This is a genomic window from Halomonas sp. MS1, from assembly GCF_024182575.1.
Classification (GTDB): Bacteria; Pseudomonadota; Gammaproteobacteria; order Pseudomonadales; family Halomonadaceae; genus Vreelandella.
In genome coordinates this window covers 2,888,161-2,912,415 of sequence record NZ_CP098926.1, presented here as the reverse complement: position 1 = coordinate 2,912,415, position 24,255 = coordinate 2,888,161, and the positions used below count along the sequence as shown (strand labels likewise).

Genomic DNA, 24,255 nt, shown 5'->3' with positions numbered 1-24,255 from the left:
TAGTGAGCGATGAACACCACCCAACGGAGAGTGCTTAACATGAGCGACAGCGCCAAACCCTGGACGCAACCCATGCCCGACGCGCAGTTCAACATCATGCGCGACATTCTTGCTGCCCCCAGCCCGGTAGGCCTGGAAGGCGCCATGACCTACGGCGTACTGAAGCCTTACTTCGAAAGCTTCGCGCCCAGCGGCTGGCATCTGCATCAATTTAAAGGCAATGCTGGCGTGGTACTGGACACCCACCCTGATCGCGATGACATGTTCAAAGTGATGATCATCGGCCATGCAGACAAAATCCGCATGCAGGTTCGCTCGATTGGCGAAGACGGCAAGATCTGGATCAACACTGACTCCTTCTTGCCGACTGTGCTTATCGGCCATGAAGTGAAGCTATTCAGCGAAGATCCTGACGCTCCCGGCAGCTATCGCTGCATCCAAGGCGGTACAGTAGAAGCCTTGGGCGCTATTCACTTTTCTGATCCTGCACAACGCGATGGCAGCAAAGGTATCAAAAAAGAGCAGATCTACCTGGACCTGCAAATCCACGGCGAAAATAAAAAGCAGCAAGTGCTGAATTTAGGCGTTCGCCCGGGTGACTCCATTATTTTCGACCGCCCCATTCGCCCTGGTTTTAGCCCGAACACCTTCTACGGCGCTTACCTGGATAATGGCTTGGGCTGCTTTGTTACCGCAGAAGTAGCGAAGTTAATCGCAGAAGCCGGCGGTACTGAAAACGTACGCGTGCTGTTTGCCATTGCCAGCTACGAAGAAATTGGCCGTTTCGGCAGCCGCGTATTGGCTGGCGAACTAAAGCCAGACGCGCTGATTGGCGTAGACGTTAACCACGACTACGTAGCCGCCCCCGGTATTGGCGACAAGCGCATGCAGCCGCTAGAAATGGGCAAAGGCTTCACGATGTCCGTAGGCTCGATTGCCAGCGAACAGCTCAACCGCATTATCGCCAGCGCCGCCAAAGAGCAGGATATTCCCCTGCAGCGGGACATCGTTGGCGTGGATACGGGCACTGACGGCATGGCAGGCGTGCTGGCCTCTATTGATAGCGCAGCTACCTCAATAGGCTTCCCGATTCGCAACATGCACACTATTTCCGAAACCGGCAACACCCAGGATGTACTCGCGGCAGTTCACGCGCTGACCCACACCTTAAAAGCACTGGATGCCCTACCCGACCTGCAGCGGGAATTCCTGGACAACCATCCACGGCTTGACCAGGCCAGCCCACTTAGCCATCAGGGTAGCGACAAGCCTGATACTGATGAAGACAAAAAAGCCTCAAAGCCCAAAAAAGCAAAGAAGTAGTGAAAAGAAAGTTAGTGAAGAGTTAGCGAAGAACGAGTGTAGCCAAGTACTAGCGTAAAAAAACCCCGGCCATTCCTGGCCGGGGTAGTAGTATTTCCTCCGTAATCCTTCTTCACGAACGTCCTGTTCGTGCATCCTTGGTTTAACAAGCCTTCCTGCTTGGTCGTCCCTAACACCTTTCCCTGTGTTTACCTACCTTGAACCTCATATATGTCAAAAACATTAACCTGGGATATCAAAACATAAGTTTTTTTAAATTTTTATACTACCCGTTTATAAACAGATAGCTGCTTATATAAATGGCGAACTAGCCGTTTGCTGTTTATACTTTTTAAGCATCGTCACGGATGCACCTCTACACGGAACGTTACCACGACTGAACCCATTAACTCCCTTACGTTAGGAGGTCAGCGTGAGACATATCATGATTAGCCCGACAGTCTACGGTGTGGATATTATTTGCCGTCATTGCGGCAACGCGGAATCCTCGAAAACGTCGTACCTAAAACGATTTCGCCTTGAGGGCACCGGCAAAGACAGCGCTACACTACGCTGCATGAATTGCCAAACGGCGGTATCCACACCAATGAGCAAACTCAGCGCACTGTTTTATCATCACGCTTGTTAGTCAGCAGTGCCGTTTGCCCATAAAAAAACCCCGACCATCGCACTGGCCGGGGTTTTATCAGGTCCTCCTTGATTTTTCTTCACGAACCTCCTGTTCATGCGTCCTTGTGCACCACAAGCACTCCCTGCTTGCACTTCCTTGTAGCGCTATCCCTGCGCTATGTGTGCACAGTGCGCCCTATAGCCGTTGAGTTATCTAACCTAAGCTATGAAACAGAAAATAGTTCCAATTCATGGACCACGCAGGTCTCTAGAGCGCTTGCAGTAGTTTGAAACAAAAACATACAATCACGCAGGTTTGAACAATTTAAAGGACACCCCGTGACGACTCTCGTTTCTCGCGCGACCCAAAGCACTTCTAACTATAAGTACTTCACCCCCTGGTTAGCAGCGGCTTTCATTAGCATCGCATTCGCTGCCCCCGCATTGGGGGACAGCTGGGAAGGCAGTATAGGCGCAGGCGTAACCTACTCACCTGACTACCTGGGCAGCGACGACTATGAAACACAAGCGTGGCCTGTCCTTAACCTGACGTACGGCGACCAGCTCTCAATCAATGTGCGCGACGGTATTGAGTGGCACGCTATCCGTAGCGGAAACTGGACCGCCTCTCCGTTCATTGGCTACACCTTTGGGCGAGACAATAAGGGCGATATCAGCCGGTTTGAAAAAGTCGATGACGGAGCCACGTTAGGCTTGCGGATTAGCTATCAGCAAGGGTTCTGGCGCTATAGCGTTGCAGGCAGCACGCCGGTAAGCGGCGACGTTGAAGGCGCGAAATTTTCAGCCAATGCTGTTATGCGTATGCCGGTTAGCGAACGGACATTCTTCACGCTATCGCCCAGCGTTACCTATTCAAACGAGAAGTGGACCGAGTCGCTGTTTGGCGTATCAATGCAAGACAGCGTACGTAGCGGCGTGGCTGCTTATAACCCAGATAGCGGTTACTGGCGCATGGGGGTGAATGCCAGCCTTAGCTATTTCCTAACCCCTGAATGGACTGCTACCGGTTTCGTCGGCGCAACTCACCTGACTGGCAGCGCGGCCGACAGCCCAATCGTTGATGAGCTAGGCAGCGATTGGCAAGCCCTCACCGGAGTATCGTTAAGCTATCGTTTTTAAAATCGGTCGTTTTTAACATAGGCAGTTGGCCATGCCTTAATAAGGCTAGCTTTTGGGGCATACGGATTTAATGGTTGATGGGGCACTTTAGCCCTATCAACCTGATACCGCCCTCAGATGGTTGACAGAATCCCCCCCGTAGCCGAGCTCCTCTGCCCTGTGGTGTGTCGACATAACAAAGCAGAAACGAAACACTAATGCGCTAGCCCTACCTGTCGGCTTCACTTCATTCTGATACAAGCAGGGCCTTTGAAAGCTGTTCTACTGACTGCGTAATCTCAGATTTACTCAATGCTCCGAACCCAAACCTTAGGTGGGTCGGTATAATCTGATCATCGTTGTAAACGGTGCTTAGAGTTGAGTCTTTACCGGGAAGCTGTTCCAACGCCCTCCCATTAACAAGCTTTGAAATATTTACCCATATAGCCATTCCACCTGTAGGCAGCTTAAAAGAAACCTTATCACCAAAAAAACGGACGAATTCTTCTGCAGCGAAATTACGCCTTGCCTCATATTCCTTTCGCGTTTTTCTGATATGACGCCTGACTTCACCTGATTCCATCAGATTTGAAAGCACAAGTTCAGATACCGCATTACCCTGCCTGTCAATCAATACGATTTCCTGTGCGGCACGCTCAATAAACTGAGCATTGGCCGCCATATATCCAAGTCTTAGACCAGGAGCAAAGACCTTCGACATCGAACCTATATGCACAACATTCTCAGAATTCGGCAGGCTTGCGAGCGGAGGAATTGGGTTTGTTTCATAGTGAAACTCATGATCATAGTCATCTTCCAGAACCGCAAACTTGTATGTTTTGGAGAGTTCCAGAAGTACCAGCCGCCTGCTCATGTGCATACAGACAGTTGTTGGATATTGATGGTGGGGGGTGACATAAATGGCTGCGACTGAATGTTCAGCCAGTATCTCTCTCAAGTGTTCGATATCTAGCCCTTTATCATCAAGCCTGCATTTCAAGACTTTAAAGCCATTTGACTCAAACGCAGCTCTAGCAGGCAAATAACAAAGGTCCTCCATGACGATGGCACCTTTTCCCGGATCTAAAATTCGAGAAGCGAGATAAATCCCCATTTGACTCCCTCTGACAACACAAACCTGCTCTGCAGAGCAGTTCATAAAACGGTCACCGGATAGCATTTTCGCGATCGATTTCCGTAATTCAATGCTCCCTTTAGGGTCGCCATAACCCAGCTTTGATTGACGGCTAAGGTCTATACACACCCGTCGATAGGTTCGCGCGAGCAGCTCATAAGGGATAAGACGCGAGTCCGGAGTACCATCATTCATTACCGGTATGTCGTTATAAGAGCCGCGTGCCCCCTGGTAGAGTATTTCAACCAGCTCCGAGGCCGATTTTGTCCTGTCGGTACTGTTGACCAAATAGTGGTCTGACGTGGACAGTCCTTGCTCGGGAAGGATTTCAGAAACAAACGTACCCGACCTCGAGCGTGTCACCAGCCACCCCTGAGCTTCCAGCTCTTCATATACCTGCTGTACGGTTTTCCGATTAACGCCTAATTGCTCGGCTAAAGCGCGGGACCCCGGCAACATGCTGCCGGGCATCAGCCGCCCTTCCTTAATATCCGCCGTTAACGTGTTCAACAGTTTTGAATGCAAGGTTTTACCAGAGCTGTCTTCCAGCCACAGCTGAGTTTGCCAAGGCCTTAACATGCCACCCCTCCTGGACCACTTAAATTAAAAAAACTGGCCCTTATTAAGGGTCCAGAACGGCGATATTGTACAACCATTATCAAAGCCACCTGAGGAAAAAAGCATGAAGACCGCCACTAAAGCAAAACAGGAACTAATGCAGATCGCAGAAAGCAATATGCAAGAGCGTATACAAGACATAGAGCTGACTGTTCGTGAAAAACTCGCGCTGACATGCCGAATCCTGTTCGATAAAGGTCACGATTCAGGCTTGGCAGGCCAGATTACCTGCCGTAGTGAGCAGCCCAATACTTTTCTAACTCAACGATTGGGTTTGGGGTTTGATGAAATCACAGCCGAAAACTTGTTAATCGTGGATCATGACCTGGAGCTATTGGCTGGCAAAGGCATGCCTAATCCAGCCAACCGTTTCCATACTTGGATCTATAAAGAGCATCCAGAAGTTAATTGCATCATTCATACCCACCCTACCCATGTGGCCGCATTGTCGATGCTAGAAGTACCACTGATCATTTCCCAAATGGACACTGCCGCTTTGTACAACGATTGCTCGTTCGTTGCTGAATGGCCAGGCGTCCCTGTTGGAAATGAAGAGGGCGTATTAATTTCAAAGGCGCTGGGTAATAACCGAGCTGTATTTCTTGCCCACCATGGACAACTTGTAACCGGCAAAACGATTGAAGAGGCCTGTAACTTGGCCATCCTGATCGAGCGAGCGGCAAAACTGCAGCTTCTAGCAATGTCTGCTGGTCAAATTAAGCCCCTACCTCATGATCTGGCCCAGGAAGCACATGACTGGGTATCGTCCGATAAACGAAACAAAGTGAATTTTGCCTACTACGCAAGACAGGCTCTAAAAAATCACCAAAACTGCATTTAAGGGATAAATCATGAACTTATCAGGCATCATTGGCTATCCGGTAACTCCCTTTAGCCAAAATAATAAACAGGTGGATCTCAACAAACTCGGTAGCGTAATAGATGTGCTACTTGAAGCCAAAGTAGATGCTATTGCTGCATTAGGCAGTGCCGGTGAGGCCGCCTATTTGAGTGAAGAGGAGTGGAAGCAGGTCGCTGAATACACTGTGAAGTATGTTGCAGGTAGGGTACCTGTGGTCATTGGTATCGCAGAGCTTACCACCGAGCAAGCCGTTAAATACGCGCAGCATGCTCATCACATCGGGGCCGATGTAATTATGCTCTCTCCATTTTCGTATTATAAGTTGAGCGAGGCTGAAATCTTCCAGCACTACGAAGCAGTCTCAAGTGCAAGTCCGCTGCCCATTATGGTTTATAACAACCCAGCCACCTGTGGCGTGGATATGAGTCCCGAGTTCATGCTTAAAATGGTCGACAGCATACAGAATGCAAGCATGATCAAGGAAAGTACTGGCGACATACAACGCATGCACAAGATCTACACACTATCGGATGGCAAAGTGCCCTTCTTTAATGGCTGTAACCATATGGCGTTAGAGGCTCTCAATGCAGGTGCCAGCGGTTGGTGTACAGCAGCTCCTTGCCTGATAGGCGATAAACCGAAACAACTGTTCGATGCAGTCAAGAGCGGTGACAACGAGAAAGCTAAGGCACTGTTTTATCAGCAATACGAGTTTCTTGAATTTATCGTTTCATTCGGCCTAGCAGCAGCAGTTAAATCAGGGCTTACACTTCAAGGAAAAGAAGCGGGCAACCCAAGAAAACCGCTTCTTCCTTTAAATAAGACAGCGCAGCAGCGACTTCAAAGTATGTTGGATAATCTTAATCAATAGAAGGTAGGAATAGCGATATACGGTGATTTCCAAACCAACTGCCCAAATGGCTGCTCTTAAGCAGCCTGTTTATTACGCTCGATTTCGTGCACTTTTTCAGGGCTGATCGACAACGGACCGGTTACCTTACAGTTTCGAGTGCTGCCTGACTGCTGCAAACGCTTGGATGGCTAGGGCTACCTTTTAAAGCCAAAAAATAGATAACCCTAGTGCCACCGCTTTAGATGAGTTATCCCGAAATCACGATTACTAATGGTAGGCACATCACGATGGCCATAATCAGGATGAACTGCACTGTCGGTTCATAGTCGCACATGAAAACGGCGGGCACACTGCCCGCCGTCATGCTTTCTACCGCTAAAAAAAGAACTACTTAACGAGCCAGCCATGCCATCAGTGCTTCGGCGGTAGCCGCAGAAGAAGGCGGATTTTGGCCGGTAATCAATTGGCCGTCTTCACGCACGTAAACCGTAAAGTCGTCTGCTTTGCTGTAAATACCGCCGCACTGTTGCAACGCATCTTCTACCAAATGCGGGACGATATCCGTCAGGCCAACCGCATCTTCTTCACCATTAGTAAAGCCTGTGACTTGGCGCCCTTTTACCAGTGGTTCACCAAGACTATTTTTTGCATTAATCAACACGATAGGCGCATGGCATACCGACGCCAATGGTTTGCCCTGGGCAATAAAATTTTCGATCAGCTTGATAGAATCTTGATCGTCCACTAGGTCCCACAGCGGGCCATGACCGCCGGGATAAAACACTGCATCGAAGTCACCCGCGTACATATCGCTTAGGCGATGCGTTGCCGCTAGCGCCGCATTCGCTTCATCATCTTGCTTAAAGCGCCGAGTTTCATCGGTTTGGCTATCGTCTGCATCACTTTTCGGGTCAAGTGGCGGCTGCCCTCCGTTTGGCGAGGCCAGCGTTACGTCTGCACCTGCATCTTTAAAGACATAGTACGGCGCTGCTAGCTCTTCTAACCAAAAGCCAGTTTTTTCGCCGGTGTCTCCTAACTGATCATGTGATGTCAGCACCACCAAAATACGCTTGCTCATCTAATGACTCCTAAGTGTGAAGCGTGCGATAGCGTCTTGCGTTACTTACTCTACCTTGGGGCGTGTTTTCTGGGTTGCAAGGCGCATAACCTTTTCTACTCACTTGCGTTACAGCAGACTCTTCAGCGGCATCCAAAGCCCCATGGCGATCATGACAAGGTTTTCCGTCAATGAAATAAAGCCCAGCGGCACATTGCTATTACCGCCCGCACAGGCACATTTCAGTTCTCGCTTATCGATATACACCGCCTTAATCACCGACACAGCACCCACCGTACCAATGAACAGTGCCAGCGGTGCTGCCAGCCATATCAATGCCCCCGCCAGCATCAAGACACCCGCCAAGGTTTCCGCATAAGGGTAAACATATCCATAGGGCACATAGCGCTTAGCCAGCAAATCGTAATTCAGAAACATGGTGCTGAAACTTTCCACGTCTTGAAGCTTTTGTAACCCAAGCAACACCATAGCGCTAGCCACTGCATATTCAGGTAATCGCGCCGTCAATAGCGCCCCATGGGCCAGCCAGCTAATCGCCAAACCAATCAACAGCGCCGTAGCAAAAATAGCGATCACTGGCCGATAGGATGTTTCCTGAGCACCCGGCACGTTTAAGCCCAAATACTCGCGCACCTCTTCATAGCCACCGATGCGCTTATCATCAATATAGGTTTGCGGCGTCGTATCGACCTGTTCTTTCGCTTTAAATGCATCGGTTTCGTCGCGGGATGTTAACGGGTGGTCATGCACCTCGTAGCCCTTACGCTGCAGCAATGAAACGGTTTTCAAACCAAAGGGGCACTGGTGCGCATCCGTTTTCATGCGATAAACATGTGCCGTTGCCATACTCCCTCCCTGTTGTGCAACAAAGTGCAGCCCATCATTCGCTGCCTAGGTATAAGGGTAGCCACATTAGGCAAGCTTGCCGAACAGCCTTTGGCGCTTACTCGTTACCTTCGATAAGATAACGCGGTGAACTTCTTTTTTAGGTTAGCGAGCACGCCGTGAGCATTGAAGCGCGAGAGTTTTATCGCCAAGGGCCAATGCACCGCCCAGAGCGTGCCAGCAGCTTTGCGCTGATCCGTCGCCAGTTCGATTTTCGCTCAATTGAAATAGGCCGCTGGGTGACCACTGCAGAGCGCGACCGCGCCGCCGAGCTTTTTCACGATGCGCTGTGCGATTTAATGCTGATACTGCACGGCAATGAAGCACTGATTTCGCTGCGTGGCTCGTTAGCCCTACAGTACGGCAGCGGTGGTAGGCCCGGCGTTTCTGCCCATTACGACCCCAGCCAGCGCAGCTTTTCTCTCGCCAAGAATGCGGGGCCTGGCAGCATTGCCCATGAATGGTTTCATGCCTTCGATCACTACATTGCCCAGAAGTGTTTTAACAACATGCCCGCTAGCGCCTTCGCCTCGGCGGCATGGCTAGCGGATGCAGCCCCGATTAACCACCCGCTCAACCAGCGCCTACTCGCTTGCTTCCACGCCATTCTGCTTCACCCCGACGGCCAGCAGCCCAGCGCGCTTTTCAACCACTCCGTCGCCATGGACAAAGCTCACGGCCAGCTCTATTACAGCAAACCAGAAGAGCTATGCGCCCGAGCCTTTGAAGCTTTCGTGCAAGACGCCAGCATCAAAAACCACTTCCTGGTGAAAGGCACCAAAACCTCCCCTGAGGCAGAACACGGCCTATACCCACAAGGCGAACAGCGCGAACGCATCAACGCGCTATTCAGCGCCTATTTTGCCAGCTTGGGGAAAGCACTCAATAAAGAGCGCCGTTCATAAAACGTGAGTTGTGCGAAACACGCCAATGGCGACTACGCTTCAATGACACTCATTTCTCAAAGGAAGAGAAAAATGCCCTCTACCACGACCATTGTCGTTATCGTTGTTGTAATCGTCGCCGTCGCAGGGATAGGTTTCAGCGGCATATTTCCCTTTTAAGGGGAAGTGACACACACCTCATCGCTGAGAGTGTAATGAGCGGTGGGTAGGCAAGGGCTTTAAACATGATCTTAGCCTCGCAGCACCGCTGCGTCTCACGGCTGGAGATGATGCCTAACCGCCACCAAAATGCACTAGGGCGGCTATCTCTTCAAGCCTGAGCTGATCAATTGCCCGATCAGTCAAATGATTCGGTCATAGCCTGACATGGCGCAGCCTCTCAGACACGGTTTATGGATACACCGCCATCTACCAGCATCGCAGAACCCGTTGTGAAACTGGAGGCATCAGATGCTAAGTACAATGCGGATTGAGCAATCTCATCTGGTGTCGCCATACGCTTGAGAGCATGCAGGTTATGCACAAACGCCAATGCTTCCGGCGTATTGGCAAATTCACGTCCCGCTGGTGTATCAGTACCACCGGGCAGAAGGGCATTGACCCGGATATTCTGTGGCCCATGCTCTGACGCCAGCACTTGAGTCAACCCAATAAGGCCCGCCTTACTGGCTGCGTAGGCAGCCATGCCAGGCATACCTGCGGTGTAACCAACGAAGGTAGAGGTGAAAATTAATGAACCTCCTTTTCGGGCAGCCATGGCGGGCAGTTGGTACTTTGCGCCCAAAAATGCGCTGGTTAAGTTGGTCGCAATAACCTGATTCCAGTCCGTATGCGACATCTCCGGGACAGGGCCCATAGCACCCAGGATAGCCGCATTGTTGAAAGCGATATCCAATCCGCCAAAGTGACTTACCGCCTTATCTACCAACGCTTTGGCAAAAGCTTCTTCGCTAACGTCGCCCGCAACTGCCAGCACCTGCCCGCCTTCCGCGTTGATTGCGTCCGCAAGGTTATCAAGCTCCTTTTGTCGCCTTGCGGCCACCACGACGGCAGCTCCTTCTTTCGCAAAAAGCTTCGCGGCTGCGTAACCAATTCCGGTGCTGGCACCGGTAACAATAGCTACTTTATTGGCAAGTATAGTCATCGTTATTCCTCTAGGATCTGCTTACTATAAAAGGGCATATGCCCGAACAGATGCCATATTAGGAGACCGAACGACTACTGCCGACCCGAATCTTGCTGTACTTCAAGGCGCTATAACAGTTTATTAGTGTGCATGCGCGTTAACATTATCGTCAGCCTTTGAAAATTGCGTATAAAAACAAACACACTACTCATAAACCATTGTTTTATTTATACTTATGCGAAACTTTGTCACCTTTCATGGGCAAAAACAGGACTAGCGTAGCGCAAACTGCATGTGGATAACTTAAATGGCAGGCACGAAAAAGCCCGCTGATTGCTCAGCGGGCTTTTTCTATATTCTGTGGCGGAGAGGGAGGGATTCGAACCCTCGAAGCCTTTCGACTTACACACTTTCCAGGCGTGCTCCTTCGACCACTCGGACACCTCTCCACTTTTTTGCTCGGTTGTTAAGGCGTTGCCTTTCCCAACAGAACGGCGCATATTCTATGGTCTAAGACCTAAAATAGCAAGCCTTTTAAAGATTTAAGCAACAGGCAGCACAGCGTAGCGCCCGCTGGCTTCCAGGCAGAGCGTGTCGCCACAGTAGAGCTGCTGAGTGAGCGCAATGCTGCCCCTGCCCCGCGCGTTAAGCTTTTCCGCTAGCTGCTCAGGGCCTTGGGAGTCGCTGGGAGTGCAAATGATGCGGTAGTCGCTAGTGACTGGCGCAAGAAAGCGCTGGCTGGCTTCGGCCACTACCACATCTTGCGCCCGCCCTTGGGCACGCAGCCATAGCGTTACCCAACACCAGCCCTGCAGCGTGGTTTGCGCCGTTAGCGCACCACCGAAGCCTGTGCCTTTGTCGTTTAGGTTGGGGCTAAGCGCTAGCTGCCACATCAACGCCCCGCCCTCTCGAGCGGTGCTTTGGGTCATGCCCTGAATCCCCAGCGCGCCTACCATGGGAATTGCTTCCCCTAGCCACCGCTGAAAGGCGGCAAGGTCTTCCTGGGTTTCAGGGAGTGGCAAACGGGGATAAGGCACTCCTGGTTGACGTGGCTGGCTCATGACCGTTAGTCCCAACGCTCTACAAAGTCTTCCACATTGTGCTGAGGTAGCGGTTTATGGCGACCTGCCAGGCTACCCAGATAGATAAACGCGACCACTTCGTCATTTTCGTCTAGCGATAGGCCTTTACGCACCACGGGGTCAAAGGCGTACTTACCGCTGCGCCACATGGCACCTAATCCTAGCGCGTGGGCGGCCAGCAGAATGCCGTGGGCGGTGCATCCGGCGGATATCACCTGCTCCATTTTCGGTACACCAGGAATATCCGGGGTGACCTTGGCAATCACGGCAATGATCATCGGCGCACGCAGCGGTTTTTTACGTGCGGAATTTAGCGTGTCGTCGCTGGCACTGGGGTCTTCTTGAAACTCTGCTTCTGCAAACAGCTCACCCAGGCGTTCGCGCCCTTCGCCGATAAATTCGATAAACCGCCAGGGGCGCAGCTCTTTATGGTCTGGGGCGCGCAGCGCGGCTTGGTAGATAGCGCTGAGCTGGTCGGCACTGGGCGCAGGCTCGGTGAGTTTCCCCATAGAGCTACGTTCGTGAAGCAGCGTGAGTGCGTCCATGATGACTCCCCTTTTATTGATCGTTGAGCGCTAGATTAGCGCCGTTGTTACTGCCTTGCTAGGCGCAATGGGGTGGGCGGCGTTAACCCCAGCGTTGCTCGCCATGGGCTGATATCAAGCCCGCCACGGCGAACATAGCGGGCCAACACCAGTAGCTCATCAGGCTTAGCCAGTTGCATCAGGTCGGTAAAAATATGCTCGACACAGTGCTCGTGAAAGTCCTGATGCTGACGATAACCGATTAGGTAGCGTAGCAGCCCTTCACGGTCGATTTTAGGGCCTTTGTAGCGAATTAATACACTGCCCCAATCAGGCTGACCAGTCACAGGGCAGTTAGATTTAAGTAGATGGGAGTGCAGCGTCTCTTCAACGATCTCTTCGCTGACTGCCAAATGCGCCGCACTGGGCGTGTAATCGCTGATGTCGATATCCAGGTCATCCAGGCATTCGCCCGGCAAGCGCTGGGGGGCAAGCTCAGCGTCGTCTACCGCTAATAGCTCTACGCTAACGGCAGCACCCGCCGCCGCGGCTAGGTCGCGCACAAGCACACGTTGCACCGCGTCTCGGCTTTCAAAGCGCGTTTGGTTTAGGCTATTGAGATAGAGCTTCCAGGATTTGGATTCGATCAGGTTGGGTGAATCCGCAGGCAGGCGGAAACGGGCAACCGCCACGATGGGTTTACCCCGGTTATTCAACCAGGAAACTTCAAACGCGTGCCACTCATCTTCCCCCACAAACGGTAGCTTACTGTCTTCAATGCCCAATGGGGCACGGTTCGCAGCACGGGGAATAGGATACAACAGCCCTGCGTCATAATGCTCTGGGTAGGCGGAATCGCGCCCTAAGGGCGCGTGTTCTAAGGTATCGGGGCGGTGTGCCATGACGGGTTGCTCTCTTGATTAGTAGCGTGCTTTTTTCTACTGGGCGTTATCACACGTTTAACTGCGAATGCCTTTGCCGCGCTCTAGCATGGTGAGTGCCACCATAAACAGCACAACGATAAAGGCAAAGATAGCGGCCAGCGCCCAGACGACCGGAATGTCAGAAACGCCTAAAAAGCCGTAGCGGAAGACGTTCACCATATACAGTATTGGGTTGAGCATGGAGACGCCCTGCCAGAAATCGGGCAGCATCGAAATCGAGTAAAACACGCCGCCTAAATACGTCAGCGGGGTCAAAATAAACGTCGGCACGATGGAGATATCATCGAACTTATTGGCCAGCAGCGCGTTAATAAAACCACCGATGGAAAACAGCGCCGAGGTCAGCACAACGACCAGCACCGTGAGCAGCGGATGCTCGACAGTTAAACGGGTAAAGAACAGCGACACCAGCGTAACAATTAACCCCACCCCCAAGCCGCGGGCCATACCACCCAAAATAAAGCCGGATAAGATCACCCAGTTGGGCATAGGAGAGACCATCATCTCTTCAATAGAGCGCTGAAACTTATTGGAAAAAAAGCTAGAGGCCACGTTGGAGTAGCTGTTGGTGATCACCGACATCATAATCAGCCCTGGCACAATGAAGTCCATGTAGCTGAAGCCGTCCATATCGCCAATGCGCGAACCAATCAAGTTACCGAAGATGATGAAGTACATCGCCATGGTAATGGATGGCGGTAGCAAGGTTTGCGGCCAAATCCGCGTAAAGCGTTTGATCTCTTTAAGCACTAAGGTCCACAGCGCAATGAGGGTCTGCGTTGCATTCATGCCCGCGCCTCCTGCTGCTTGCGTTGATCAATCGCTTGCTGGCTACTTTCCACCATGGAAACAAACATCTCCTCTAAGCGGTTGGCGCGGTTGCGCATGGAAACCACGTTTAGCCCCTGTTCGCTTAAGGCACTGAACACATCGTTAAGCTGCTGACCACGATGAATCACCAACGCTAGCTGGGAAGGCTCGATCTGCTGAATTTCAAACCCTTCAACGACGGGCGCTTGCTCAACTGGGGCGGACAAGTCGAGCAGGAAGGTTTCAGTGTTCAGCTCAGTCAACAGTTCACGCACACTGGTGTTACGCACGATTTCGCCTTGATTGATAATGGCGATATTGCGGCACAGGCTCTCGGCTTCTTCGAGGTAGTGTGTTGTGAGAATAATGGTAGTGCCCTCATCGCGATTAATACGCCGCATGTATTCCCACATACTGCGGCGCAGCTCGATGTCGACACCCGCTGTTGGCTCATCAAGAATCAGTAGCTTTGGGCGATGCATCAGCGCACGGGCAATCATCAAACGACGCTTCATACCGCCCGAAAGCATACGCGCACTGCCGTTACGCTTGTCCCATAACCCAAGGTCAGTGAGCAGTTGCTTAGCCCGGGGCAACGCCTCATTACGAGTCATTCCGTAATAACCCGCCTGGGCCAAAATGATATCAATGACCTTTTCAAACTGATTAAAATTGAACTCCTGGGGCACCACGCCAAGCTGGTATTTGGCTTTCGCGAAGTCTTTATCAATATCGATGCCAAAAATCGACACCTTACCGGCGGATTTCTGCACCAGCGAGCAGACCACCCCCAGGGTGGTCGACTTACCCGCGCCGTTAGGTCCTAACAAAGCAAAAAAATCGCCCTGCTGGACGTCTAAATCAATACCTTTTAACGCTTGAAAGCCGTTGCCATACACTTTTGTGAGGCCACGGATAGACAATGCCGGTTCGGCCATGAATATGTCCTGTCAGCAAATGGGGAGCACAAGAAAAACAAGTTAGACGAGAGGATATCGGGGCATCCGTATGTTTTTTCAAGTCGCTCGAAAGACGGCCACGCGAAAATATCGCCAATTGATGTGCGATACAGTGTTCAAAAAACACAGGAAAACAAGCAATAAAGGAGGATAAAGGGAGTGTTTGTTTGGAGCGGGAAAAGAGATTCGACCGGGCTGGCGCTCCAGCTCTCGACCCTTGGCACCGATGTAAAACCGTTGTATGGAGCGGGAAAAGAGATTCGAACTCTCGACCCTCGCCTTGGCAAGGCGATGCTCTACCACTGAGCTATTCCCGCGTACAACAAACAGTGCTACAAAAAATGCGAGATGGCGTCCCATAGGGGGTTCGAACCCCTGTTACCGCCGTGAAAGGGCGGTGTCCTAGACCACTAGACGAATGGGACGTTTTGGAGCGGGAAAAGAGATTCGAACTCTCGACCCTCGCCTTGGCAAGGCGATGCTCTACCACTGAGCTATTCCCGCTTAACCTGTATTACTCGCAAATCGGATTGGCGTCCCATAGGGGGTTCGAACCCCTGTTACCGCCGTGAAAGGGCGGTGTCCTAGACCACTAGACGAATGGGACACTGTAAGCATATAAAATGCTTGGAGCGGGAAAAGAGATTCGAACTCTCGACCCTCGCCTTGGCAAGGCGATGCTCTACCACTGAGCTATTCCCGCACATCCGATACCTTGACGACCTCTTACTCTATACCACTAACTCTATAAGAGTAAGTGGCGTCCCATAGGGGGTTCGAACCCCTGTTACCGCCGTGAAAGGGCGGTGTCCTAGACCACTAGACGAATGGGACGTTTCATTGCCTCGTCGAGGTGGCGCGTATATTACTCAGCCCTTAATGTGCTGTCAAGCACTCTGAAATCGAAACGTTTTATCCTGCCATGAGTCGCGCCTTCAAAATGGGGCGCTTTGATCCCCCCAGCACTTTATATAAGCGCACCTACTTATTTCTCATGCACTTACTATACCGTCACGGTAATGTTGCTAGCGTGTAAACGCCATACTGGCGGTTTTCTTACCTTTCACACATGCTGAACCTGAACAGGCTATCTACTGTCACTCTGCGTAGTGATACGCTAGCCTGCTTAGTAAGCCTCTGTTTAACGGTAACCAGAGGGAGAGGAGATCCCCATGGCGAAAATAGAAAAATCCCCTGATGAATGGCGCAAGCAACTCACCCCGGAACAGTACCATGTGGCACGTGAGAAAGGCACTGAACGCCCCTTCACCGGAGATTATCAGGTCAGTGATGCCCAAGGTATTTACCACTGTGTGTGCTGCCATGCGCCGCTGTTTGAAAACGAACATAAGTTTGATGCGGGTTGCGGCTGGCCAAGCTTTGATCGCCCACTGGGAACACGCTGCATTGAAGAGCATAGCGACACCTCCCACGGCATGCGGCGCACTGAAGTCGTTTGCTCCCACTGCGATGCCCATCTGGGTCACGTATTTCCTGATGGTCCGCCAGACACGACGGGGTTGCGCTACTGCATCAATTCGGTGTCACTAGAGTTTCATCCTGACGAGTAATCGTCACTAAATCCTCGTTCAACGTCAGAAAGGCGGGCGCCATCTGCTAGAATGGCAGCCCGCTTTTTTTGTGCCCGTTTTTCGTGCTTGTATTTGCTTTGCGCTAATTAGGAGAAACTCATGCTCGGCTGGTTCCCCGGACATATGAACAAGGCCCGCCGCCAGATTAAGGACGCGCTGCCCGAAATTGATGTCGTGATTGAAGTACTTGATGCGCGTCTGCCCTACTCCAGCGCCAACCCGATGCTGGCCGAGCTGACTCGCCATAAGCCGGTATTGAAGATTTTGTCGCGGGCGGATCTTGCCGACCCTGAGCGTACTGCGGAGTGGGTGGCTTTTTTCGATGCCCAAGAAGATACCCGCGCCCTGGCAATTACCACTACCAATATTCGCGAGCTTAAAAAAATCCCTAAGCTATGCCACGAGCTGGCAGGCGCGGTACGCGCTGATAGAGATGTCCGCGTGATGGTAATGGGCATTCCCAACGTCGGGAAGTCGACGCTGATCAATGGGCTCGCCGGTCGTAAAATTGCTAAAACTGGCAATGAACCCGCGGTCACCAAGCGCCAACAAAAGGTGCGAATTGACGGCCGCGTCGCGCTGATCGACACCCCGGGGGTGCTATGGCCAAAAATCGAAGACCAGGCTAGCGCCTATCGTTTGGCTGCTAGCGGTGCAATTCGTGATACCGCGATTGAGTATACCGATGTAGCCATCATCACCAGCGCCGAGCTTGCCAAGCGCTATCCTGCAGAGTTGACCGCCCGCTATAAGTTAAAGGCGCTGCCAACTTATGAAGCGCCCGTAGCACAAGAGGTGGATGCTGATGGCCCGCAAAAGCCGGACTTCTTAGCCCTTGCCGGTTTTGACGGCCACGCCATTTTGAAAGAAATTGCGAGTAAGCGCGGCGGCTTACGCCCCGGTGGCGAGGTCGACATACACCGCGGCGCCGAAGTGCTGCTTCACGAGCTACGCGATGGCAAGCTCGGTAGGCTTACTTTAGAAACCCCAGGTGATATTCCACCGCCACCGATACAAAACGACGAAGACAGCCACCTACAATCCGACGCATAATGAGCTGATCATCAACAGCACCCTCGGCCACAGGACATTTTGGATAATAAACCCCATGGACACCCCGCAGCCTACAGAATCACACACACTGAAAAAATCGCACAAACTGCATAACGTCTGTTACGACATTCGCGGCCCAGTGCTCGACCATGCCAAGCGCCTGGAAGAAGAAGGCCAGCGAGTTTTAAAGCTTAACATTGGCAACCCGGCGCCATTTGGCTTTGAGGCGCCGGAAGAGATTCTTCAAGACGTGATGCGCAACCTGCCCACTGCCCAGGGCTACTGTGATTCTAAAGGCCTTTACTCGGCGCGTAAGGCAATTATGCAAGAGTGCCAACGTAAACGGATTCCTGGGGTTGGCATTGAAGATATCTACATCGGCAACGGCGTTTCCGAGCTGATAGTGATGTCCATGCAGGCGCTGTTAAACGACGGTGATGAAGTACTGATCCCCGCCCCTGACTACCCGCTATGGACCGCCGCAGCGAATTTATCTGGCGGTCACGGCGTGCACTACTTATGCGATGAACAAACCGATTGGGCACCGGACATAGCAGACATTCGCGCCAAAGTTACCAGCCGCACCCGAGCCATTGTCATTATCAACCCGAACAACCCTACCGGCGCGGTTTACCCGCCTGAAGTGGTAAGGGAAGTGCTGGATATTGCCCAAGAGCACAATTTGGTGGTGTTCTCCGATGAGATCTACGACAAGATTCTTTATGACGGCGTAGAGCACACTGCCACGGGTGCATTGGCCGATGATGACCAACTGGTCATTACCATGAATGGGCTCTCGAAAAGCTACCGCTGCGCGGGCTTTCGTTCCGGCTGGATGACCATTTCCGGCACGTTAGCCAAACAGCGTGCCAGTGATTTCATTCAGGGCTTAACCATGCTGGCCTCAATGCGCTTGTGCGCTAACGTCCCAGCCCAGCACGCTATCCAGACCGCACTGGGTGGCTACCAGTCAATCAATGATTTGATTCTGCCAGGCGGCCGACTATTGGCTCAGCGAGATATCACGATAGAAAAACTTAACGCCATCCCAGGGGTCTCTTGTGTGACGCCTAAAGGTGCGCTGTATGCCTTTCCCCGCTTAGATCCCAAGGTGTTTAACATTCAGGATGATCAACAGCTGGTGCTGGACTTACTGCTCCAGGAAAAAATTCTGCTGGTGCAAGGCACTGCGTTCAACTGGCCAGAACCGGATCACGTGCGCATTGTTACTCTGCCATGGGCCGATCAGCTGGGTGATGCGCTTGATCGCTTTGCTAATTTCTTGTCTCGCTATCGCCAATAAAAACGGCGGTCAATAAAAACGGTGACTTGAAACTGACGTTAACAGCACGTATCTAAACTGTCATTCCACTAACGCTTTTTAATGACCTTTGAGGGAGAACCCGCATCATGATGCGAATTGTGCTGTTTTTAGCCACCAACTTAGCGGTGTTGCTGGTTGCCAGCTTAACGCTGCGACTGTTTGGGGTGGAAAGCTACCTAAGCAGTCAGGGCATCAACTTTACTAGCCTGCTGATTTTCTGCTTTATCTTCGGCATGGTCGGCTCGCTGATATCGCTGTTTATTTCCAAGTGGATGGCAAAGCGTTCGACTGGCACCGTAATTATCGAAGCACCCTCTAATTCAACAGAGCAGTGGCTGTTGGATACGGTGGCTGAACTTTCCCGCGAAGCGGGTATTAAAACGCCAGAAGTGGGCATTTTTCCTGCTCAGCAGTCCAACGCGTTTGCCACCGGCTGGAATAAGAACGATGCATTAGTCGCCGTTTCAGCGGGCCTATTAAACCGTATGCGCCCTGAAGAAGTGCGCGCGGTGCTGGCCCACGAAATCGGCCACGTGGCCAACGGCGATATGGTCACGCTGGCGCTGATTCAAGGCGTCGTGAATACCTTTGTTATGTTCTTTGCTCGGGTCGTGGCTCAGTTAGTCGACAACTTCTTAAGAAGTCGTAGCGACGGCGAAGGTGGCCTTGGTTTTATCGGTTATTTTGCCGTGGTGATCGTAGCAGAAATCGTCTTTGGTCTTGTCGCCTCTGCAATCGTTGCCTGGTTCTCACGCTATCGTGAATACCGTGCTGATGAGGCAGGCGCACGCCTAGCGGGCACCGGCGCGATGGTGAATGCGCTGGCACGTCTGAAAGCGGAAACTGAAATGCCTGACCAAATGCCTGATACTCTGCGCGCGATGGCTATTACTAAAGGCCAAACCCGCTCTTTGCTAGAGCAGCTGTTCGCCAGCCACCCGCCGCTGGACGATCGCATTCGCGCCTTAAAAGAAGCGGCTTACCGTCAGTAAACGCATAGTCGCTAGCTGCATAACACACAAGGCCCGCAAATGCGGGCCTTGTGCTTTCTAAACCACCTCACAATCAACACACCGTCACCACACAGCTATACGCAGCGCACTTGAAAACCAGCCGCTAGCAATGGCGCTTCCAACACCGTTGCGTCGTTCTCTAACAACACGCGCAGCGTGGCAAACTCTCGACGCAGTGGGTAGTTTGATCGGTAGTCATCAAAACCCTTTTTGATTCCCTGGTGAAACACGTGTCGCTGCAACGCATCGTGGTCGCGGCGCACATCGTAAACCGCGCGCGTGCATAGCCGGAGTGCTTCTTCTATCGGCATCGCTTGCTGCAGCGTTAATGCCGACAGCGCAGGTCGTGGGCAGAGTTCGCTAAACGTAACGCCACTTGGCCGCTCGATATGCTGAGCCAGCGCCTGCTGAATCATCCACGTACCACGCAACTTACCATCAAGGCTATGCCCGGCAATATGTGGTGTCGCCAGCGCTACCAAATCACGCAACCCGGCATCGATCTCCGGCTCATCTTCCCAAACATCGAGAATCGCCGTGATATCGCCTTTACCCGCTAAACGACTACGTAGCGCCAGACCATCAATACAGTCGCCCCGCCCGGCGTTTAGCAACACAGTCCCAGGGGTTAGGTCATTAATACGCTCAGCATTAAGCAGTTGATACGTGGCATGGAGGCCCTCTTTCACCAGCGGAGTATGCAGGCACACTACGTCGCAGTGTTCGATGACGCTATCCAGCGAGCAAAACAGGCCCGCCTCCTTTACTGCTACGGGCCCTTTTCCAGGGTGTTCTTTTTCTGCGCGAGGCGGATCACACACCATGGTTTCCACACCCAGTGCTTGCAAACGCTGCTGCAAACGGCTGCCAACGTTGCCAGCCCCCACGATACCCACCCTACGTGTCAGCAACGACCAACCTTGTCGCTCACTTATCAGCAGCAAGCTACTAAGCACGTAGTCCACCACGGCGTCGGCATTACAGCCAGGCGCACTAGCAAAGCCAATGCCGCGATCGCTTAATAACGCACGATCAATATGGTCAGTGCCAATGGTGCAGGTACCCACAAAACGGACAGGGCTTTGTGCCAATAGCGCGTGGTTGACCTGAGTAATCGAGCGCACTATCAGTGCGTCGGCATCAGCCACATCGGCAGGACGAATCTCACGCCCGGGCAAGCGATGCAGCGTGCCAAACGACTCAAAACAGAGGTCTGCGGCGGGGATATTCGCGTCGATAACAAGTTTCATAGGCGTTTTCGTATCCGGGCTTTACAATACGCCCGCAACGGCTTGCTGTGCAGGCATGATCAAGAAGCAGTTAAGGAGATGGGTGTGATCGTACGCTGGGAAACCGACCATGACTATGTGTTGGTGCATATTCACCAGGATATGTTTGGCGACTGGATTTTCAGCCGCGCCTGGGGGCAAATCGGCACCCAGTTTGGCGGGCTAAAGCATCAGTTGGCAGACACCCTGGAGCAAGCACAAATGTGGATGGAAGATGAGGCCACCATCCAGGCCTCGCGAGGGTTTCGCAAGGTACTGGAAGCAGCCGATCATACGCCCGAAGGACAGGAAGCCATGCGGCAGTTGTCGCTACTTGATGCACTTTAGGTGCATCGAACTCCATGTTAGCGACAATAATTCAAACCCTAAAGGCTTTTTCAAGAGCGGTTTCAACCCAAATAGCGCCGTCCATTGCGCTGATGCGCGCCAATTGGCGGCGCATTTTCGGGCGGTGTGGTAAGTGCCGCCAGCGCAGCCTCATCCAACCAGCCGCGCGCTTGTAACCAAGCGCTCAGCTTATCAAGATCAAAGCCTCGATCCAGTTCTTCCCCATTAGCATCCATCAAAACCGGAATGCGCACACCATAACGCGCCGCTAACGTATCGTCGTCGCTGATTTCAATGTGATGCAGCGATACCTCTTGGTTCGCCAACGTTACCACTAGCGCCTCTAACTGAGCGCACAAGTGGCAGCCTAACGTTGTATAAATCGATAGCTGAATCATATCCGATCTCTTTGTGCCCTTACGCTTTATGCCGTAGCAAAAACACATGATGCAGGTTGGTTCGGCGTTGAAAATCCGGATCAAACGTACGCGATGTAATATCTTCTACTGCGTAGCGCTCGCTGAGCGCCTCGTCTAGCTTGAAGCGTCGCTGATTGTTCGAGAACACCAGGGTACCGCCGGGCGCAAGACGCGCCATGGCCAGTTCCACTAACCGCGGATGGTCACGCTGAACATCAAGGGTATCGCGCATTTTCTTGGAGTTAGAAAATGTCGGCGGATCCATAAAGATCAGGTCAAACTCGGCGTTTGCGGTTTCAAGCCAGCGGAAACAGTCATCCCGCACCACACGATGTAGCCTTGGGTCCAGCTTGTTCAGCGCAAAGTTGTCTCTCGCCCACTCAAGGTAGGTATTCGACATATCAACGCTGACACTGTCGCTTGCACCGCCCAAGGCTGCTTGCACGGTTGCCGTGGCAGTGTAGCAAAACAGGTTTAAGAAGCGCTTCCCGCTAGCCATCTCGTTAAGCAGGCGGCGCACTGGCCGATGATCCAAAAACAAGCCGGTATCCAAGTAGTCACGCAGGTTAACCCACAACCGAGCGTCACCTTCCTGCACTTCAAAGCGTTCACCGCTGGCATCCCGCTTCTGGTACTGGGCACTACCCGTTTGCCGCTCACGACGCTTTATATACACCTTGCCTGGGTCGACGCCGAGGGCATCTGGCAGCACTTCCAAGGCATCAAACAAGCGCTTTTGAGCCTGAGCGGGGTTGATTGAGCTGGGTGCGGCGTACTCTTGAACGTGCACTCGGTCACCGTAACGATCGACTGCCAGCGCATACTCCGGCATATCAGCATCGTAAACGCGATAGCAAGTCTCAGCGCTTTTCTTGAGCCACTTTTTCAGACGTTTTTGGTTTTTCGCCAGTCGATTGGCAAACATTTGGGCATTTTCGGACACAGCAGGCTTGGCACTGGTGCTTATTTGCTGCGCCTCTCCAGCATTTTCTGAGACAGAAGAAACGCTGTCACTGTCTGGCGTGCTGGCCGTGTGAGTGGCAATTTCCATCAGCAGCAACTTCGCATCCAGCGCACCGTTCTTCAGCGCATACTGCTTGTGAGCACGTAGCCCAAGGCGATGCCCCAAATCGGGGTTACCGGTAAACAGCGCCAGTGTCCAACCAGGAAACAGCGCTTTCGCCTTTTCTCCCAGCTGGGCATACAAACGCACCAACTCAGGCAATTCGCCTAAGCGCTCGCCATAAGGCGGGTTAGTTATCAATAGCCCACGTTCGGCGGTAATAGTCTCTGGCCTGGTTAGCTGACTTAGGCTCTGCCCATGCAAGGTAATTAGCGCAGGAATGCCCGCACGCATGGCGTTAGCTTTCGCTGCTGTCAATGCCGCCGGACTCTGATCAAAGCCCACCAGCGCCGTTTTACAGCGTTTACGGCCTATCGACGCCCGTGCCTCAGCTTCGCGCTTTAACTCTTTCCACAGCGGCTCGTCGTGGCCTGCCCAGCCCTGAAAGCCAAAGCGCTCCCGATTGAGATTGGGCGCTTGGTCGGCAGCCATTAGCGCCGCTTCAATCAGCAACGTGCCTGCACCGCATAGCGGATCTAACAGCGGCTCACCGGCTTTTGCTCGTTCAGGCCAGCCAGCACGCACTAGCAATGCGGCTGCCAAGTTCTCTTTCAGCGGTGCATGTCCAACATCACGGCGGTAGCCACGGCGGTGCAAACTTTCGCCTGAAAGATCAATTCCCAGACTTAAGTTAGCGCGGTGTAGATGGGCATAGATGCGCAGATCAGGTGTTTTGGTATCAACATTTGGACGCTCCTGCCCTGCTAGCTGCAGCGAATCAACAACGCCATCTTTCACCGTCTGGGCACCAAACCGGGTATGGCGAATGTGGTCGCTGCGACCATGAAAATCTACCGCCAGCGTTTTGCCTGGCGTTAAATGCTGTGTCCAGGGAAGCCGGGCAACCACATCACGCACTTGCTCAGCGGTATCAATCATCGGCTCCCGAGCCAACAGCAAAATAATGCGGTTAGCTAGCCGTGACCATAGGCATATGCGATAGGCGGTTGCTAGATTGGCGGAAAAATAAACGCCCGCCACGGTCGTTTTACCTGGCTCGGCTCCTAGCGCTGAAAGCTCATCAGCTAAAAGGCCTTCAATGCCTTTTGGGCAGGTAGCAAGGAGGTTTAGAGGGGCAGTTTGGCTCGACTCAGTCATGTTTATCGCCGCGCGTAAGAGCGCGATATTCCTATATATGGCAAATGAGTTTACGTCTTATGACAATTTGATGGTCGACAAGTGACCCCATAATGAGCTAACAATAAGAGTGTAGCTACTGAAAAACGCATGCGTTGTTTGTCAGGGTTCTATTAGCAACTTGCTTTCAAGACCCCTAATTTGTC

Annotated in this window: 22 protein-coding genes and 7 tRNA genes; 10 read left to right on the top strand and 19 right to left on the bottom strand. The window is 52.3% G+C overall.

The annotated features are described in order from the left end of the window. Nucleotides 1-39: 39 nt before the first annotated feature. On the top strand, nucleotides 40-1,323 hold the full coding sequence (locus NF683_RS13220) for a M20/M25/M40 family metallo-hydrolase (RefSeq protein WP_253920210.1): 1,284 nt from the start codon (nucleotides 40-42) through the stop codon (nucleotides 1,321-1,323). A 948-nt stretch (nucleotides 1,324-2,271) separates the two neighbouring features. After that, nucleotides 2,272-3,072 (top strand): MipA/OmpV family protein, encoded by an 801-nt coding sequence (locus tag NF683_RS13215; protein ID WP_089038697.1) that lies wholly within the window; start codon nucleotides 2,272-2,274, stop codon nucleotides 3,070-3,072. A gap of 226 nt (nucleotides 3,073-3,298) precedes the next feature. On the opposite strand, the gene pdxR is transcribed toward NF683_RS13215, so the two are convergent. Then, nucleotides 3,299-4,765, bottom strand: a complete 1,467-nt coding sequence (pdxR, locus tag NF683_RS13210) for a MocR-like pyridoxine biosynthesis transcription factor PdxR (RefSeq protein ID WP_253920209.1) — start codon at nucleotides 4,763-4,765, stop codon at nucleotides 3,299-3,301. 103 nt (nucleotides 4,766-4,868) lie between these two features. Between pdxR and NF683_RS13205 the strand changes: the two genes are divergently transcribed. Both NF683_RS13205 and NF683_RS13200 read left to right on the top strand, forming a co-directional pair. Further along, nucleotides 4,869-5,645 carry an aldolase gene (locus NF683_RS13205; RefSeq protein ID WP_125746622.1) on the top strand — a complete coding sequence of 259 codons (777 nt, stop codon included), beginning with the start codon at nucleotides 4,869-4,871 and terminating at the stop codon, nucleotides 5,643-5,645. Nucleotides 5,646-5,655: 10 nt separating this feature from the next. Then, nucleotides 5,656-6,537 carry a dihydrodipicolinate synthase family protein gene (locus NF683_RS13200; RefSeq protein WP_253920208.1) on the top strand — a complete coding sequence of 294 codons (882 nt, stop codon included), beginning with the start codon at nucleotides 5,656-5,658 and terminating at the stop codon, nucleotides 6,535-6,537. Between the two features lie 373 nt (nucleotides 6,538-6,910). On the opposite strand, the gene NF683_RS13195 is transcribed toward NF683_RS13200, so the two are convergent. Together NF683_RS13195 and NF683_RS13190 are read right to left on the bottom strand one after the other, a co-directional pair. Then, nucleotides 6,911-7,597 carry a type 1 glutamine amidotransferase domain-containing protein gene (locus NF683_RS13195; protein WP_253920207.1) on the bottom strand — a complete coding sequence of 229 codons (687 nt, stop codon included), beginning with the start codon at nucleotides 7,595-7,597 and terminating at the stop codon, nucleotides 6,911-6,913. A gap of 108 nt (nucleotides 7,598-7,705) precedes the next feature. Further along, a complete protein-coding gene (locus NF683_RS13190; protein WP_089038701.1) occupies nucleotides 7,706-8,443 on the bottom strand; it encodes a MauE/DoxX family redox-associated membrane protein in 738 nt (245 codons plus the stop codon). A 158-nt stretch (nucleotides 8,444-8,601) separates the two neighbouring features. Here NF683_RS13190 and NF683_RS13185 point away from each other — a divergent pair, with 158 nt between their 5' ends. Further along, a complete protein-coding gene (locus tag NF683_RS13185) occupies nucleotides 8,602-9,387 on the top strand; it encodes a CLCA_X family protein (RefSeq protein ID WP_253920206.1) in 786 nt (261 codons plus the stop codon). Nucleotides 9,388-9,766: 379 nt separating this feature from the next. Here NF683_RS13185 and NF683_RS13180 read toward each other — a convergent pair whose 3' ends face one another. The 13 genes from NF683_RS13180 to NF683_RS13120 all read right to left on the bottom strand — a co-directional run bounded on the left by NF683_RS13180 (nucleotide 9,767) and on the right by NF683_RS13120 (nucleotide 15,666). After that, nucleotides 9,767-10,531 carry an SDR family oxidoreductase gene (locus NF683_RS13180; RefSeq protein WP_253920205.1) on the bottom strand — a complete coding sequence of 255 codons (765 nt, stop codon included), beginning with the start codon at nucleotides 10,529-10,531 and terminating at the stop codon, nucleotides 9,767-9,769. Nucleotides 10,532-10,874: 343 nt separating this feature from the next. Continuing rightward, a tRNA-Ser gene (locus NF683_RS13175) sits at nucleotides 10,875-10,962 on the bottom strand. Between the two features lie 93 nt (nucleotides 10,963-11,055). Beyond that, entirely contained in the window at nucleotides 11,056-11,574 is a 519-nt protein-coding gene (locus NF683_RS13170) for a YiiD C-terminal domain-containing protein (RefSeq protein ID WP_253920204.1), read from the bottom strand. Between the two features lie 5 nt (nucleotides 11,575-11,579). Beyond that, entirely contained in the window at nucleotides 11,580-12,140 is a 561-nt protein-coding gene (locus tag NF683_RS13165; protein ID WP_253920203.1) for a nitroreductase family protein, read from the bottom strand. A 47-nt stretch (nucleotides 12,141-12,187) separates the two neighbouring features. Beyond that, nucleotides 12,188-13,021 carry an NADPH-dependent 7-cyano-7-deazaguanine reductase QueF gene (gene queF / locus NF683_RS13160; RefSeq protein WP_253920202.1) on the bottom strand — a complete coding sequence of 278 codons (834 nt, stop codon included), beginning with the start codon at nucleotides 13,019-13,021 and terminating at the stop codon, nucleotides 12,188-12,190. Between the two features lie 57 nt (nucleotides 13,022-13,078). Continuing rightward, complete coding sequence (locus tag NF683_RS13155; RefSeq protein ID WP_038482594.1) at nucleotides 13,079-13,852, bottom strand: ABC transporter permease; 774 nt, start codon at nucleotides 13,850-13,852, stop codon at nucleotides 13,079-13,081. After that, nucleotides 13,849-14,811 (bottom strand): ABC transporter ATP-binding protein, encoded by a 963-nt coding sequence (locus NF683_RS13150; RefSeq protein ID WP_253920201.1) that lies wholly within the window; start codon nucleotides 14,809-14,811, stop codon nucleotides 13,849-13,851. Before NF683_RS13150 ends, NF683_RS13155 begins: the two co-directional genes overlap by 4 nt. A gap of 263 nt (nucleotides 14,812-15,074) precedes the next feature. Continuing rightward, a tRNA-Gly gene (locus NF683_RS13145) sits at nucleotides 15,075-15,149 on the bottom strand. Between the two features lie 32 nt (nucleotides 15,150-15,181). Continuing rightward, a tRNA-Glu gene (locus tag NF683_RS13140) sits at nucleotides 15,182-15,257 on the bottom strand. A gap of 4 nt (nucleotides 15,258-15,261) precedes the next feature. Then, nucleotides 15,262-15,336 (bottom strand) — tRNA-Gly (locus NF683_RS13135). A gap of 27 nt (nucleotides 15,337-15,363) precedes the next feature. After that, nucleotides 15,364-15,439 (bottom strand) — tRNA-Glu (locus tag NF683_RS13130). Between the two features lie 21 nt (nucleotides 15,440-15,460). Next, nucleotides 15,461-15,535 (bottom strand) — tRNA-Gly (locus NF683_RS13125). A 55-nt stretch (nucleotides 15,536-15,590) separates the two neighbouring features. Next, nucleotides 15,591-15,666 (bottom strand) — tRNA-Glu (locus tag NF683_RS13120). A gap of 338 nt (nucleotides 15,667-16,004) precedes the next feature. On the opposite strand from NF683_RS13120, the gene msrB reads away from it, so the two are divergent. The 4 genes from msrB (at nucleotide 16,005) to htpX (ending at nucleotide 19,793) form a co-directional block, all read left to right on the top strand. Continuing rightward, a complete protein-coding gene (gene msrB, locus NF683_RS13115) occupies nucleotides 16,005-16,403 on the top strand; it encodes a peptide-methionine (R)-S-oxide reductase MsrB (protein WP_038482587.1) in 399 nt (132 codons plus the stop codon). A 120-nt stretch (nucleotides 16,404-16,523) separates the two neighbouring features. Continuing rightward, nucleotides 16,524-17,477, top strand: a complete 954-nt coding sequence (ylqF, locus tag NF683_RS13110) for a ribosome biogenesis GTPase YlqF (protein WP_089038710.1) — start codon at nucleotides 16,524-16,526, stop codon at nucleotides 17,475-17,477. Nucleotides 17,478-17,532: 55 nt separating this feature from the next. After that, nucleotides 17,533-18,780, top strand: a complete 1,248-nt coding sequence (locus NF683_RS13105) for a pyridoxal phosphate-dependent aminotransferase (RefSeq protein WP_253920200.1) — start codon at nucleotides 17,533-17,535, stop codon at nucleotides 18,778-18,780. A 107-nt stretch (nucleotides 18,781-18,887) separates the two neighbouring features. After that, a complete protein-coding gene (gene htpX, locus NF683_RS13100; RefSeq protein WP_089038712.1) occupies nucleotides 18,888-19,793 on the top strand; it encodes a protease HtpX in 906 nt (301 codons plus the stop codon). Nucleotides 19,794-19,888: 95 nt separating this feature from the next. On the opposite strand, the gene pdxB is transcribed toward htpX, so the two are convergent. Further along, nucleotides 19,889-21,064 (bottom strand): 4-phosphoerythronate dehydrogenase PdxB, encoded by a 1,176-nt coding sequence (pdxB, locus tag NF683_RS13095; protein ID WP_089038713.1) that lies wholly within the window; start codon nucleotides 21,062-21,064, stop codon nucleotides 19,889-19,891. Between the two features lie 84 nt (nucleotides 21,065-21,148). Between pdxB and NF683_RS13090 the strand changes: the two genes are divergently transcribed. Then, nucleotides 21,149-21,430 (top strand): hypothetical protein, encoded by a 282-nt coding sequence (locus NF683_RS13090; protein WP_038486583.1) that lies wholly within the window; start codon nucleotides 21,149-21,151, stop codon nucleotides 21,428-21,430. A 62-nt stretch (nucleotides 21,431-21,492) separates the two neighbouring features. Here NF683_RS13090 and NF683_RS13085 read toward each other — a convergent pair whose 3' ends face one another. Together NF683_RS13085 and rlmKL are read right to left on the bottom strand one after the other, a co-directional pair. Continuing rightward, nucleotides 21,493-21,828 carry a glutaredoxin family protein gene (locus NF683_RS13085; protein WP_193068091.1) on the bottom strand — a complete coding sequence of 112 codons (336 nt, stop codon included), beginning with the start codon at nucleotides 21,826-21,828 and terminating at the stop codon, nucleotides 21,493-21,495. 19 nt (nucleotides 21,829-21,847) lie between these two features. Then, complete coding sequence (gene rlmKL, locus NF683_RS13080) at nucleotides 21,848-24,070, bottom strand: bifunctional 23S rRNA (guanine(2069)-N(7))-methyltransferase RlmK/23S rRNA (guanine(2445)-N(2))-methyltransferase RlmL (protein ID WP_253920199.1); 2,223 nt, start codon at nucleotides 24,068-24,070, stop codon at nucleotides 21,848-21,850. Between the last annotated feature and the right edge of the window lie 185 nt (nucleotides 24,071-24,255).